The following is a 14689-nucleotide window of genomic DNA, read 5'->3' on the forward strand; positions in this document are numbered from 1 at the left end:
AATTATTCTTAGTGACAAAATAATGTGTGACTGGTAAAATGATTTGGATTTATAGTTAGAAAAGAGGAATAATATGTCGGCAATCGCTCATAATCCATGGCTAATGGTATTGGCCATATTTGTAATCAATGTCTGTTATGTCACATTCTTGACGATGAGAACCATTTTAACATTGAAAGGCTATCGTTATATTGCTGCAGTGGTAAGTTTCCTTGAAGTACTTGTATATGTTGTTGGTTTAGGATTAGTTATGTCCAGTTTAGATCAAATTCAAACCATTTTTGCATATGCATTAGGCTTTTCAGTTGGAATCATCGTTGGTATGAAGATAGAAGAAAAACTAGCGTTAGGTTATACCGTAGTCAATGTGACTTCGTCAGAGTATGAATTAGATTTACCTAATGAATTAAGAAATTTAGGTTATGGTGTAACTCACTATGAAGCGTTTGGACGTGATGGTAGTCGAATGGTTATGCAAATTTTAACGCCACGTAAATATGAATTTAAGCTCATGGATACCATAAAAAACCTTGACCCTAAAGCGTTTATCATTGCTTATGAACCTAGAAATATTCATGGTGGATTCTGGGTTAAAGGGGTACGCAGACGTAAACTTAAAGCTTACGAGCCAGAACATCTAGATGTTGTAGTAGAACATGAAGAATTAGAAAGTGCGAAGACAAATGAGCAAAAAGTTTAAAGTTGAAGATAATGAGACCATTGCTGATTGCTTAGCTCGTATGCGCGAAGAAGGTTTTATGCCAACTCGTAGAATGGAAAAACCAGTCTATAAAGAAAATAAAGATGGAAGTATAGAAGTGCTCAAACAGGATATAATTTTTGTGGGTAAACCTATTAATTAAATCCATAATGCAAATTTCTATTGTGGTGCTTTTTAAAATTTTGAGTAGAACGGATATTTGTTTTGAAAGTCAGATATCTATTCTACTCTTTTTTTATAGTTAATTGAGTTTCTAAAGTAATTACAATAAAATATGAATATAAGGAAAAAACATTTATACATTTAGCTATAGTTTTGTTAAACTATAACCAACGAGTTAAATACGAACTTTTTTGAAAAAATCAAGTTTAATGTACAGTTTTTAAAATCTGCAATAATACATACGATTGGAGTTATTAAAGAATGATTGAACGCTATTCAAGAGAAGAAATGTCTAAAATTTGGACAGATCAAAATCGCTATGAGGCATGGTTAGAAGTAGAAATATTAGCATGCGAGGCATGGAGTGAATTAGGATATATCCCTAAAGAAGATGTCAAAAAAATTCGTGAAAATGCTAAAGTTGACGTTGATCGTGCAAAAGAAATTGAACTGGAAACACGTCATGATGTTGTAGCTTTTACAAGACAAGTGTCTGAAACGCTTGGTGAAGAAAGAAAATGGGTTCACTATGGTCTTACTTCAACAGATGTTGTAGATACCGCATTAAGCTTTGTTGTTAAACAAGCAAATGAAATCATTGAGAAAGACTTAGAAAGATTTATTGAAGTATTAGCTGAAAAGGCTAAGAATTATAAATATACATTAATGATGGGGCGCACACATGGTGTCCATGCTGAACCGACTACTTTCGGTGTTAAAATGGCACTTTGGTATACAGAAATGAAACGTAACCTTAAACGCTTTAAAGAAGTGCGTAAAGAGATTGAAGTGGGTAAAATGAGTGGTGCAGTAGGTACATTTGCTAATATTCCTCCAGAAATTGAGGCATATGTTTGTAAGCACTTAGGCATTGATACTGCACCAGTTTCTACTCAAACATTACAGAGAGATCGACATGCATACTATATTGCTACTCTAGCGTTAATTGCTACTTCCTTAGAGAAATTTGCAGTGGAAATCCGTAACCTACAAAAAACAGAAACACGTGAAGTAGAAGAAGCTTTCGCTAAAGGACAAAAGGGTTCATCAGCTATGCCGCATAAACGTAACCCTATTGGTTCTGAAAATATTACAGGTATTTCACGAGTAATTCGTGGATATATTACTACAGCATATGAAAATGTACCTCTTTGGCATGAGCGAGATATTTCTCATTCATCTGCAGAAAGAATCATGTTACCAGATGTAACAATTGCTTTAGATTATGCATTAAACCGATTCACAAATATTGTAGATCGCCTTACTGTATTTGAAGATAATATGAGAACTAACATTGATAAAACATTTGGTTTGATTTTCTCACAACGTGTATTATTAGCTTTAATTAATAAGGGAATGGTTAGGGAAGAAGCCTATGATAAAGTTCAACCAAAAGCAATGGAATCTTGGGAAACTAAAACACCATTTAGAGAATTAATTGAACAAGACGATACCATCACAAATGTTCTATCTAAAGAAGAATTGGACGAGTGTTTCAATCCTAAACACCATCTTAATCAAGTTGATACAATTTTCGAGCGTGCTGGATTAGAATAAAAATGATAAACTAAATGTGATAAATGCGACTTAAATCCTATACTTTTTTCATTGAATCTACTACACTTTAACTAATTAGTACGTTAAAATGATAAAATAATAAGTGTATAGGGGTTGTTCGAGATGCAAATTGAAAAATTACGTGGGCAAGCATTGGATGAATTATTTGATGCGATCCTAGCGCTAGAAAATAGAGAAGAATGCTATCAGTTTTTCGATGATTTATGCACTGTGAATGAAATACAGTCGCTATCTCAGAGACTTCAAGTTGCTAAAATGATTAAACAAGGTTATACGTATGCAACGATTGAAGACGAATCTGGTGCATCAACTGCAACGATATCTAGAGTTAAGCGTTCGTTACAATGGGGTAATGATGCATATACTATGATTTTAGATAGACTTAATATAGAAACAAAGTCATAAAAGCATTTGAATGATTTAGTAAATGTTCTAAGAATTAATTTTTATGTTTTATATATTTAGGCTTCAAGAAGTGTTAATCCACTTTTTGAAGTCTTTTTAATATTTGTGGTAATAAGTGGTTAATCAAATATATTATCAAGATGTGCAAGATATAAAGATTTAACTTTGAAAAATCTAAGATTCAGTTATCTTTAAAATCATTAAGTTTTATCTGAAATGATGTATTATTATCTTTTTTACTCTTTAGAACTTAACACTTAAAAATGCTATAATTTAGGGTATGTTAAATAAAGGAGTTTCAGAAAATGTATGACATAACAAAGTGGAAACATATATTTAAACTAGATCCGGCTAAGTCAATATCTGACGATGATTTAGAAGCAATATGCATGTCAAATACAGATGCAATTATGATTGGTGGTACGGATAATGTAACCGAGGATAATGTCATTCATTTAATGAGTAGAGTGAGACGTTATCCATTACCACTTGCATTAGAGATTTCAAATGTTGAAAGTGTAATGCCTGGATTTGATTTTTATTTTATTCCTACAGTGATGAATAGTAATGATACAACATATCATAATGGTATTTTATTAGAAGCTCTCAAACAATTTGGTCATGTAATAAACTTTGAGGAAGTAATATTTGAAGGGTATTTAATACTGAATTCAGATAGTAAAGTTGCACGCAAAACTGGAGCTCAAACGGAATTAAATATTGAAGATGTTGAAGCATATGCGCAGATGGCTAATGAACTCTATCATTTCCCTGTTATGTATTTAGAATATAGTGGGGCATATGGTGACATAGAAAAAGTAAAGGCCGTATCTCAAATGCTTACTGAAACACAACTCTTCTATGGTGGGGGTATCTCAAATTTAGGTCAAGCTCAAGAAATGGCTGACTTTGCAGATACGATTATCGTAAGAAATATTATATATACTGATATTAAAAAAGCGCTAAAAACTGTAAAAATAAAGGAGTCTAATTAATGAATTCGCTAGTAAAGAATATGAATACAGAACAAAGTGAAGCCGTAAGAACGACTGAAGGGCCATTGCTTATTATGGCTGGCGCGGGGTCAGGGAAAACACGCGTATTAACACATCGTATTGCTTATTTATTAGATGAAAAAGATGTGTCTCCTTACAATATTTTAGCGATTACTTTTACGAATAAAGCAGCTAAAGAAATGAAAGAACGTGTTGAACAATTGGTCGGAGAAGAGGCTCAAGTTATTTGGATGTCCACATTCCATTCTATGTGCGTGAGAATCTTAAGAAGGGATGCAGATAGAATTGGAATAGAACGCAATTTCACTATCATTGATCCTACTGACCAAAAATCTGTTATTAAAGATGTTTTGAAAAATGAAAACATAGATAGCAAGCGTTTTGAACCAAGAATGTTCATTGGAGCAATAAGTAATCTTAAAAATGAATTGAAAACACCAGATGATGCTCAAAAAGAAGCAAATGACTTTCACTCACAAATGGTTGCTACTGTATACAAAGGTTATCAAAGACAATTATCACGAAATGAAGCATTAGACTTTGATGATTTAATAATGACTACAATAAACCTCTTTGAACGTGTTCCTGATGCGCTAGAATATTATCAAAATAAGTTTCAATATATTCATGTCGATGAATATCAAGATACAAACAAAGCGCAGTACACTTTAGTGAAATTACTTGCTAATAAATTTAAAAATCTTTGCGTTGTAGGTGACTCAGATCAATCTATCTATGGTTGGCGTGGTGCTGATATACAAAACATTTTATCTTTCGAAGAGGATTATCCTGAAGCGAAGACCATTTTCCTAGAGCAGAATTATCGTTCTACTAAAAATATTTTAAATGCAGCTAATGAAGTGATTAAAAACAATTCAGAACGTAAACCTAAGGGATTATGGACTGCAAATAAAGGTGGAGACAAAATCCAATATTATGAAGCGATGACAGAACGTGATGAAGCTGAGTATGTTGTGAAAGAAATTATGAAACATCAAAGAAATGGTAAGAAGTATAGCGATATGGCAATACTTTATAGAACTAATGCACAATCACGTGTACTAGAGGAAACATTCATGAAATCTAACATTCCATACACTATGGTTGGAGGTCAAAAGTTCTATGACCGTAAAGAAATCAAAGACTTACTAAGCTATTTACGCGTGATTGCGAATAGTAACGATGATATTAGTTTACAGCGTATTATTAATGTTCCTAAAAGAGGAATAGGGCCTTCTTCAGTTGAGAAGATTCAAACCTATGCAGTTCAAAGCAATATAAGTATGTTCGATGCATTAGGAGAAGTGGACTTTATTGGTCTCTCTAAGAAGGTTACACAAGAATGCATTAACTTTTATGAGACAATAACTCATTTAATTAAGGAACAAGAATTTCTTGAAATAAGTGAAATTGTAGAGGAAGTCTTAAAAAAATCAGGTTATCGTGACATGTTAGAGAGAGAGCAGACACTTGAATCACGTAGTCGTTTAGAAAACTTAGATGAATTTATGTCTGTACCGAAAGACTATGAGGAAAATACACCATTAGAAGAACAATCTTTAATCAATTTCTTAACTGATTTATCACTTGTCGCTGATATAGATGAAGCAGATACACAAAGTGGTGTAACGATGATGACTATGCACTCTGCGAAAGGTTTAGAGTTTCCAATTGTCTTTATTATGGGTATGGAAGAATCACTATTCCCTCATATTCGAGCTATTAAAGCAGATGATGATCATGAAATGGAAGAAGAACGTCGAATTTGTTATGTGGCAATTACCCGTGCTGAAGAATTATTATATGTCACGAATGCCACTACAAGAATGTTATTTGGACGTTCACAATCCAATATGCCTTCTAGATTTTTAAAGGAAATTCCAGAAGAGTTACTTGAAAGTCATACTGGTAATAAACGTCAAACAATCCAACAACCTAAAGCTAAACCACAACAGAAAAGAGGATTTAGCAAACGAATGACTTCATCTAAGAAACAAGTTTCGTCTTCAGAATGGAAAGTAGGAGACAAGGTGACTCACAAAGCTTGGGGTGAAGGAATGGTTAGCAATGTAAATGAGAAAAATGGTTCGGTAGAATTGGATATCATATTTAAATCTGAAGGACCTAAACGTTTACTTGCTCAATTTGCGCCAATAGAGAAGAAGGAGGACTAATAAGGGGATGGAAGTTTTACAATCTCGTGTAAATGAACTACATGATTTATTAAACCAATATAGCTATGAATATTATGTACAGGATAATCCATCTGTACCAGATAGTGAATATGATAAATTATTACATGAACTTATAGACATTGAAGAGAAGCATCCTGAATATAAGACTGCTGATTCACCAACTGTACGTGTAGGTGGGGAGGCGCAGTCCTCATTTGAAAAGGTAAATCATGATACACCAATGTTAAGTTTAGGGAATGCATTTAATGAAGAAGATTTAAGAAAGTTCGACCAACGTATTAGAGAAAATATCGGAAACGTCGAGTATATGTGCGAACTAAAAATCGATGGATTAGCTGTTTCTCTCAAGTATCAAAATGGTAGATTCGTTCAAGGATTGACACGAGGTGATGGCACTACTGGAGAGGATATTACTGAGAATTTAAGAACTATCCACGCTATACCATTAAAAATTAAGGAACCACTTAATTTTGAGGTGCGTGGAGAAGCCTATATGCCTAGACAATCATTTATGAATCTAAATGCGGAAAAGGAAGAGAATGGTGAACAACCTTTTGCGAATCCAAGAAATGCAGCAGCAGGATCTTTAAGACAACTTGATTCTAAACTTGCAGCCAAAAGAAAGTTAAGTGTCTTCTTGTATAGCGTAAATGATTTAACTGAGTTTGATGCAACAACTCAAAGTGGGGCTTTACAAGAACTTGATGACTTAGGTTTTAAAACAAACCAAGAAAGAGAACGAGTAGCTGATATTGATGGTGTTCTCGACTATATAGAGAAATGGACTGAGAAAAGAGAGTCTTTATCATATGATATTGACGGTATCGTTATTAAAGTAAATGATTTAGATCAACAAGAGGAAATGGGGTACACACAGAAATCTCCAAGATGGGCAATTGCCTACAAATTTCCTGCTGAAGAAGTCGTTTCAAAATTATTAGATATCGAGTTAAGCATAGGGAGAACTGGTGTAGTAACTCCAACAGCTATTCTTGAACCCGTTAGAGTAGCAGGTACAACTGTTTCAAGAGCGTCTTTACATAATGAGGACCTCATACATGAAAGAGATATTCGTATTGGTGACAGTGTAGTAGTTAAGAAGGCTGGTGACATCATACCTGAAGTAGTCAAGAGCATATTAGATAGACGACCAAAGGATGCCAAGACATATCATATGCCAACACATTGCCCAAGTTGCGATCATGAGTTGGTTAGAATAGAGGGTGAAGTTGCACTTCGTTGCATCAATCCTAAATGTCAAGCACAACTTATAGAAGGACTAATACATTTCGTCTCTAGACAAGCAATGAACATTGATGGACTTGGAACAAAAATTATTCAACAATTATATGAAAATGAGTTAATCAAAGATGTTGCAGATATCTTTTATCTTAAAGAAGAAGACTTGCTTCCTTTAGAACGTATGGGTAATAAAAAAGTTGAGAATCTATTAGCTGCTATAGAGAAAGCTAAAGATAACTCACTTGAACATTTATTATTTGGTCTAGGTATCAGACATTTAGGTGTTAAAGCAAGCCAAGTTCTAGCAGAGAAATATGAAACGATGGATCGTTTATTAAATGTGACTGAGGAAGAACTTGTAGCGATACATGATATAGGTGATAAACTAGCTCAATCTGTTGTCACTTATTTAGAAAATCAAGATATTCGTGCTTTAATTCAAAAATTAAAAGACAAAAATGTTAATATGAATTATAAAGGAATTAAAACTACAGAAATTGAGGGCCATCCTGAATTTAATGGTAAAACTATTGTATTAACTGGTAAACTAGAACAAATGACAAGAAGTGAAGCTACACAATGGTTAGAAATGCAAGGGGCTAAAGTAACAAGTAGTGTTACTAAAAGTACAGATATTGTTATAGCCGGTGCTGATGCAGGTTCTAAACTTGCTAAAGCTGAAAAGTTTGGTACAGAAATTTGGACTGAAGATGAATTTGCTAAAAAACAAAAAGAATTAAATAATTAGAGGAGTACGTCGATGAAGCGAACAATTATTTTACTCATTTCGACAATATTTTTATTAGCTGCATGTAATAACAATCAAAAAGATAACCAATCTGATAAAGATGAAAGTGGAAGTAAGAATAGTCAAAATACGAACCAAGTAAAACAAATTGCAACAGACAAAAATGTTCAAGGAGATAATTATAGAACAATTTTACCTTTTAAAGAAAGCCAAGCGAGAGGTCTCTTGCAAGATAATATGGCAAATAGCTATAACGGTGAAGATTTTGAAAGTGGCTTATTGACTTTAAGTAAAGAAGTATTCCCGACAAATAAATATCTTTACCAAGATGGACAGTATTTAGATAAGAAGACAATTAATGCCTATTTAAATCCTAAATACACGAAAAAAGAAATTGATAAGATGAGTGAGAACGAGAAGAAAAGTAAGAAAGCGAATGAAAACCTTGGTCTTAATCCTTCACACAATGGTGAAACAGACGAAGAAAAAATAGCAAAACAATCACCAGCTTATCTTTCAAATATACTAGAACAAGATTTTTATGGTAATAATGATTCTAAAGCTAAAAATATCAAAGGCATGACGATTGGACTAGCTATGAATAGTGTTTACTATTATCAAAAAGAGAAAGATGGAGAAACATATAGTAAAAAATTAGATGATAAAGAAATTGAAAAACAAGGTAAACAAATGGCAAGTGAAATGTTATCTCGCTTACGTGAAAATAGCGATTTAAAAGATATACCAATTCATTTTGCAATTTATAAACAATCAGGCCAAGATTCTATTACACCAGGTGAATTTATTGCTGGTGCAACTGCAGATGATGGTAAAACGAAAATTAATGAATGGGACGCTATTAAAGAAAAATCAGCCTTGCTTCCTTCTTCAACTGCAGAGGATTATAATGAAACATTAAATAATAATTTCAAACAATTTAATGATAATTTACAATCCTACTTCTCTAACTTTACTCAAGCAGTAGGTAAAGTGAAATTTATTAATAAGAAACCAAAACAATTAACTGTTGATTTACCAATCGATTATTATGGGCAAGCTGAAACTATTGGTATTACTCAATATGTTACAGAGCAAGCTGAAAAATATTTTGATAATATTGATGAGTATGAAATTCGCATCAAAGATGGTAATACACCTCGTGCATTAATTAGCAAATCGAAAGGTGATAAAGAACCACAAGTTCATATCTATCATAATTAATATAGTTATAGGCGCCTTCGACTAGTATAAGTGATAAAGTCGAAGGCGCCTATTTTAATGTTAAATTTAGAATTTATTCTCGAACGATTTGCTTCACTTTGTTTAAGTCATTTTCAACGAAAGTACCTGGCTTCTTAGTTAATTTACTTACAAAATAAGTAACCATTACGCTGATGATAAAGCCTGGAATAATTTCGTACATTCCAAATAATTCGTTGACCGAAGCAAGTGGTTTAATCCATGCTATCCAAATGATAACGACTAGAGAACCTGCAATCATACCACTCACGGCTCCAGCACGTGTGAGGTCTTTCCAATACAGTGAAAATAGTACAAGTGGGCTAAATGCAGCACCAAAACCTGCCCAAGCATTACCCACAAGGTTAAGAATTGTGTCATTTGGATGCCCAGCGATAGCTATTGCAACAATGGCAACAACTAGTACTGACAAACGGCCTACCATTACAAATTCTTTTTGATGAGCTGCTGCTTTATCTTCACCCCGTATAAGTTTATAAAAATCTTCAGTTAAAGAACTAGATGTTACTAATAGTTGGGAAGAAATAGTGCTCATAATTGCAGCTAAAATTGCCGCTAACAAGAAACCACCAACAAGAGGGTGGAATAAAACTTGGCTCATAACAATAAATAGTGTTTCTGGATCTTCTAATTTGATGTGTTTTTCAGAAATAAACGCGATACCTGTTAAACCAACTCCCACTGCACCAAGTAAACCTATTGCCATCCAACTAATTCCTAAACGTCTTGCTTTAGGTAATAACTTATGAGATTTAATAGACATGAATCGTACTATGATATGTGGTTGTCCAAAGTAACCAAGTCCCCAAGAAAATAGAGATATAATACCAATTACAGTTGTCCCTCTAAATAAATCTAAATTTGTTGGTTTCATTTGTGCCACTTCATGAAACGTGTCCCATCCATTTAATTTTAAAAGGGCAACAATAGGTACCATTACCATTGCAATAAGCATAATCACGCCTTGGAAAAAGTCAGTAATTGATACAGCTAAATAACCTCCGAAAAAGGTGTATAGGATAACGATGAGTGCAACTAATATCAATCCAAAATGGTAATTAAGTCCGAAGGCACTTTCGAATAATTTACCACCTGAAACGAATCCAGAATGAGTATATAAAGTAAAGAAGACAACAATAATTAATCCGGAAATAATTTTAATCACATTTTGGTTATCATTCAATCTATTCTTGAAGAAATCAGGTAAGGTGATGGCATCCCCAGCAATTTCTGTATAGACTCGTAATCTAGGAGCGACGACGAAATAGTTGATATATGCACCAAGTGTTAAACCTATTGTTATCCATATGGCAGAAAGACCTGTGCTATAGACTGAACCTGGAAGTCCCATAATCATCCAGCCACTCATATCAGAAGCACCTGCTGATAAAGCTGTAATATATGGTCCTATATTACGTCCTCCTAGCATAAATTCACTTAAATTGCCCGTAGCTTGTTTGTAACCGTAAAAGCCGATAACGAGCAGAATAATAAAGTAAGCAGCAATCATAATGTATGTTTGCCAATTCGCATCGACTTGGTTACTGAGTGTAGAACCTAATGTCAGCATATGAAACACTCCCTTTACTTTGTTTTTAAATAAGTTATTTGTAATATTATACATGATAATGAAATGTTCAGAAAAGTAAAAATTCAATATTTGTAAAATAATAGCTTTAATACCAGTATAGAAAGCGCTTACTCGAAAGTTTGAAATTAACTTTCGATTGTATAAAATTGCATATTATTTAAAATTTAAAAGTAGAAGTTGCATGAATGTTATTATGTAAGATTGAATTAACTTAAATATGTAACCTAATTTAAGGAAGTTTATAAAGGCTGATATATCAAGCCTTTATTTTATCTAACATCGTTATAAAAACTTAGATTTTTATAGCGAAATTTGATACAATTTGATGATGAATGAGTATTAAGGAGGCTTTTATTTAATGACTAAAGTTACACGTGAAGAAGTTGAACATATTGCTAATTTAGCTAGACTTCAAATTTCTTCTGAAGAAACAGAAGAAATGGCTAATACCTTAGAAAGTATTTTAGATTTTGCGAAACAAAATGATAGTGCTGATACTGAAGGTGTTGAGCCAACTTATCACGTATTAGATTTACAAAACGTGTTACGTGACGATAAAGCAATCGAGGGCATTCCTCAAGAATTAGCATTGAAAAATGCAAAAGAAACAGAAGATGGACAATTTAAAGTGCCATCCATCATGAATGGGGAGGACGCTTAAGATGAGTATTCGCTATGAATCTGTTGAAAAATTAACAGAAATGATTAAGAACAAAGAAATTAAACCTTCTGAAGTTGTTAAAGATATTTATGAAGCTATTGAAGAAACAGACCCAACTATCAAATCTTTCTTAGCTTTAGATAAAGAGAATGCTATTAAAAAAGCAGAAGAACTAGATGATTTACAAGCGAAAGATCAAATGGACGGTAAATTATTCGGTATTCCTATGGGAATTAAAGATAATATTATTACCAAAGATGTAGAAACTACATGTGCGAGTAAAATGCTTGAAGGATTCGTACCAATATACGAGTCTACTGTAATGAATAAATTACATGGAGAAAATGCCGTACTTATTGGTAAATTAAATATGGATGAGTTTGCAATGGGTGGTTCAACTGAAACATCTTACTTTAAGAAAACGTTAAACCCATTCGATCATACAGCAGTACCTGGAGGTTCTTCTGGTGGTTCAGCAGCAGCTGTTGCAGCAGGTTTAGTACCATTTAGTTTAGGATCTGATACAGGAGGTTCTATCAGACAACCAACAGCATATTGTGGTGTCGTAGGTATGAAACCTACATATGGACGTGTATCACGTTTTGGTTTAGTGGCTTTTGCTTCTTCTTTAGATCAAATTGGTCCTATTACACGCAACGTTAAAGATAACGCAATTGTACTTGAAACAATTTCAGGTGTAGATGCAAATGATTCAACTAGTGCACCAGTAGAAGATGTTGATTTCACTTCAGATATTGGTAAAGATATCAAAGGTCTTAAAGTAGCTTTACCTAAAGAATACTTAGGAGAAGGTGTAAGTGAAGAAGTCAAAACGTCTGTTAAAGAAGCTGTTGAGACGTTAAAATCTTTAGGTGCTGAAGTAGGAGAAGTTTCATTACCTAACACTAAATATGGTATTCCTTCTTATTATGTAATTGCATCATCTGAAGCATCTGCAAACTTAGCTCGTTTTGATGGCATCCGTTATGGCTACCATTCAAAAGAAGCTCAATCGTTAGAAGAGTTATATAAAATGTCAAGATCTGAAGGCTTCGGAGCTGAAGTTAAACGTCGTATCTTCTTAGGAACATTCGCTTTAAGCTCAGGTTACTACGATGCTTACTATAAAAAGTCTCAAAAAGTGAGAACATTAATTAAAAATGATTTTGATAAAGTATTTGAAGAATATGATGTAGTGGTAGGACCAACTGCGCCAACAACTGCATTTAATTTAGGCGAAGAAATTGATGATCCATTAACTATGTATGCAAATGATTTACTAACAACACCAGTTAACTTAGCTGGTTTACCTGGTATTTCTGTTCCTTGCGGACAATCTAACGGACGACCAATTGGTTTACAATTTATCGGTAAACCTTTCGATGAAAAGACGTTATATCGTGTAGCTTATCAATATGAAACACAATACAACTTACATGACGCATACGAAAAATTATAAGGAGTGGAAACCATGCATTTTGAAACAGTTATAGGACTTGAAGTTCACGTTGAGTTAAAAACAGACTCAAAAATGTTCTCTCCATCACCAGCACATTTTGGAGCTGAACCTAACTCAAATACAAATGTTATCGACTTAGCATATCCAGGTGTATTACCGGTTGTAAATAGACGTGCAGTAGATTGGGCTATGAGAGCTTCAATGGCTTTAAATATGGATATCGCTACAAATTCTAAATTTGACCGTAAAAACTATTTCTATCCTGATAATCCAAAGGCATATCAAATTTCTCAATTTGATGAACCAATTGGTGAAAATGGTTATATTGATATTGAAGTAGATGGAGAAACTAAACGTATTGGTATTACACGTCTTCACATGGAAGAAGATGCGGGTAAATCAACACATAAAGATGGTTATTCTCTAGTTGACTTAAATCGTCAAGGTACGCCTCTAATTGAAATTGTTTCTGAACCTGACATTCGTTCACCTCAAGAAGCTTATGCTTATTTAGAAAAGTTACGTTCAATTATTCAATATACAGGTGTTTCTGATTGTAAGATGGAAGAAGGTTCACTACGTTGTGATGCTAATATTTCATTACGCCCTTATGGACAAGAAGAATTTGGTACCAAAACTGAATTGAAAAACCTTAACTCATTTAACTATGTAAGAAAAGGTTTAGAATATGAAGAAAAACGCCAAGAAGAAGAATTACTTAATGGTGGCGAAATTGGGCAAGAAACACGTCGCTTTGATGAATCAACTGGTAAAACTATTTTAATGCGTGTTAAAGAAGGTTCTGATGATTATCGTTATTTCCCAGAGCCAGATATTGTACCTTTATATGTTGATGAAGAATGGAAAGAACGTGTACGTCAAACGATTCCTGAGTTGCCAGATGAGCGTAAAGCTAAATATGTGAATGATTTAGGTTTACCTGAATACGATGCACATGTCTTAACACTTACCAAAGAAATGTCAGATTTCTTTGAAGGTGCCATTGAACATGGTGCTGATGTTAAGTTAACGTCTAACTGGTTAATGGGTGGCGTAAATGAATATTTAAATAAAAATCAAGTCGAATTACAAGATACACAATTAACACCTGAAAATCTTGCAGGAATGATCAAATTGATTGAAGACGGTACTATGAGTAGTAAAATTGCTAAAAAAGTCTTCCCAGAACTTGCAGAAAATGGTGGAGATGCTAAACAAATTATGGAAGATAAAGGTTTAGTACAAATTTCAGATGAAGCGACGTTATTAAAATTCGTTAATGAAGCTTTAGATAATAATCCTCAATCTGTAGAAGACTATAAAAACGGTAAAGGTAAAGCTATGGGCTTCTTAGTTGGACAAATTATGAAAGCTTCAAAAGGCCAAGCTAACCCTCAAAAAGTTAATGGTTTATTAAAACAAGAATTAGATAAACGCTAATCCGTCACATATCATTTTCAAAGCTTCTATTACATGTCAACAAACATGTGATAGAAGCTTTTTTAGATTAAAAGATCCAAATAAACATCTTTGATGTTAAAATTCTTAAAAATAAAATCATTTTGAGCCTCTCTAAAATTAATATTGTCGATAAGTTGAGAGAATTAGTAATAAATACTTTTAACTGATGTTTAAATCATTTAATATAATG

General features: G+C 33.3%; 12 protein-coding genes. 11 read left to right on the forward strand and 1 reads right to left on the reverse strand.

Going from position 1 to position 14689, the window contains the following annotated elements:
* Positions 1-73 precede the first annotated feature (73 nt).
* From CM54_RS10850 to CM54_RS10885, 8 genes are all read left to right on the forward strand, one after another.
* Complete coding sequence (locus CM54_RS10850) at positions 74-700, forward strand: DUF2179 domain-containing protein (protein WP_037551175.1); 627 nt, start codon at positions 74-76, stop codon at positions 698-700.
* Positions 684-863, forward strand: a complete 180-nt coding sequence (locus tag CM54_RS10855) for an NETI motif-containing protein (protein ID WP_002469715.1) — start codon at positions 684-686, stop codon at positions 861-863. The genes CM54_RS10850 and CM54_RS10855 overlap by 17 nt, the downstream gene beginning before the upstream one ends.
* 281 nt (positions 864-1144) lie before the next feature.
* Positions 1145-2440 (forward strand): adenylosuccinate lyase, encoded by a 1296-nt coding sequence (gene purB, locus CM54_RS10860; protein ID WP_037551177.1) that lies wholly within the window; start codon positions 1145-1147, stop codon positions 2438-2440.
* 123 nt (positions 2441-2563) lie between these two features.
* Positions 2564-2866 (forward strand): YerC/YecD family TrpR-related protein, encoded by a 303-nt coding sequence (locus CM54_RS10865; protein WP_002435940.1) that lies wholly within the window; start codon positions 2564-2566, stop codon positions 2864-2866.
* Positions 2867-3171: 305 nt separating this feature from the next.
* Positions 3172-3861, forward strand: a complete 690-nt coding sequence (locus tag CM54_RS10870) for a heptaprenylglyceryl phosphate synthase (protein WP_037551179.1) — start codon at positions 3172-3174, stop codon at positions 3859-3861.
* The gene (gene pcrA / locus CM54_RS10875) at positions 3861-6056 is read left to right on the forward strand and encodes a DNA helicase PcrA (protein ID WP_037551181.1); all 2196 of its coding nucleotides are present in this window, start codon (positions 3861-3863) and stop codon (positions 6054-6056) included. Before CM54_RS10870 ends, pcrA begins: the two co-directional genes overlap by 1 nt.
* A gap of 7 nt (positions 6057-6063) precedes the next feature.
* Positions 6064-8067 (forward strand): NAD-dependent DNA ligase LigA, encoded by a 2004-nt coding sequence (gene ligA / locus CM54_RS10880; protein ID WP_037551183.1) that lies wholly within the window; start codon positions 6064-6066, stop codon positions 8065-8067.
* Positions 8068-8079: 12 nt separating this feature from the next.
* On the forward strand, positions 8080-9288 hold the full coding sequence (locus tag CM54_RS10885; protein ID WP_037551184.1) for a CamS family sex pheromone protein: 1209 nt from the start codon (positions 8080-8082) through the stop codon (positions 9286-9288).
* Between the two features lie 73 nt (positions 9289-9361).
* Here the strand turns inward: CM54_RS10885 and putP are convergent, their stop codons facing one another.
* A complete protein-coding gene (putP, locus tag CM54_RS10890) occupies positions 9362-10897 on the reverse strand; it encodes a sodium/proline symporter PutP (RefSeq protein WP_037551186.1) in 1536 nt (511 codons plus the stop codon).
* Between the two features lie 379 nt (positions 10898-11276).
* On the opposite strand from putP, the gene gatC reads away from it, so the two are divergent.
* Genes gatC through gatB form a run of 3 tightly spaced genes read left to right on the forward strand, consistent with a single transcriptional unit; the run spans position 11277 to position 14478 of the window.
* A complete protein-coding gene (gene gatC, locus CM54_RS10895) occupies positions 11277-11579 on the forward strand; it encodes an Asp-tRNA(Asn)/Glu-tRNA(Gln) amidotransferase subunit GatC (RefSeq protein WP_002435888.1) in 303 nt (100 codons plus the stop codon).
* 1 nt (position 11580) lies between these two features.
* Entirely contained in the window at positions 11581-13038 is a 1458-nt protein-coding gene (gatA, locus tag CM54_RS10900; protein ID WP_037551188.1) for an Asp-tRNA(Asn)/Glu-tRNA(Gln) amidotransferase subunit GatA, read from the forward strand.
* Between the two features lie 12 nt (positions 13039-13050).
* Positions 13051-14478, forward strand: coding sequence for an Asp-tRNA(Asn)/Glu-tRNA(Gln) amidotransferase subunit GatB (gene gatB / locus CM54_RS10905; RefSeq protein ID WP_002435944.1), 1428 nt, complete (start codon positions 13051-13053; stop codon positions 14476-14478).
* Positions 14479-14689 lie beyond the last annotated feature (211 nt).

Origin of the sequence: Staphylococcus sp. TE8, assembly GCF_000692055.1 — a bacterium.
In the GTDB taxonomy this organism is placed as follows: Bacteria; Bacillota; Bacilli; order Staphylococcales; family Staphylococcaceae; genus Staphylococcus; species Staphylococcus capitis.

Excerpts from the sequence above, each read along its gene's own strand:
- CM54_RS10850 (WP_037551175.1), top strand. The coding sequence starts at position 74 with ATGTCGGCAATCGCTCATAATCCATGGCTAATGGTATTGGCCATATTT.
- CM54_RS10855 (WP_002469715.1), top strand. The coding sequence starts at position 684 with ATGAGCAAAAAGTTTAAAGTTGAAGATAATGAGACCATTGCTGATTGC.
- purB (WP_037551177.1), top strand. The coding sequence starts at position 1,145 with ATGATTGAACGCTATTCAAGAGAAGAAATGTCTAAAATTTGGACAGAT.
- CM54_RS10865 (WP_002435940.1), top strand. The coding sequence starts at position 2,564 with ATGCAAATTGAAAAATTACGTGGGCAAGCATTGGATGAATTATTTGAT.
- CM54_RS10870 (WP_037551179.1), top strand. The coding sequence starts at position 3,172 with ATGTATGACATAACAAAGTGGAAACATATATTTAAACTAGATCCGGCT.
- pcrA (WP_037551181.1), top strand. The coding sequence starts at position 3,861 with ATGAATTCGCTAGTAAAGAATATGAATACAGAACAAAGTGAAGCCGTA.
- ligA (WP_037551183.1), top strand. The coding sequence starts at position 6,064 with ATGGAAGTTTTACAATCTCGTGTAAATGAACTACATGATTTATTAAAC.
- CM54_RS10885 (WP_037551184.1), top strand. The coding sequence starts at position 8,080 with ATGAAGCGAACAATTATTTTACTCATTTCGACAATATTTTTATTAGCT.
- putP (WP_037551186.1), bottom strand. The coding sequence starts at position 10,897 with ATGCTGACATTAGGTTCTACACTCAGTAACCAAGTCGATGCGAATTGG.
- gatC (WP_002435888.1), top strand. The coding sequence starts at position 11,277 with ATGACTAAAGTTACACGTGAAGAAGTTGAACATATTGCTAATTTAGCT.
- gatA (WP_037551188.1), top strand. The coding sequence starts at position 11,581 with ATGAGTATTCGCTATGAATCTGTTGAAAAATTAACAGAAATGATTAAG.
- gatB (WP_002435944.1), top strand. The coding sequence starts at position 13,051 with ATGCATTTTGAAACAGTTATAGGACTTGAAGTTCACGTTGAGTTAAAA.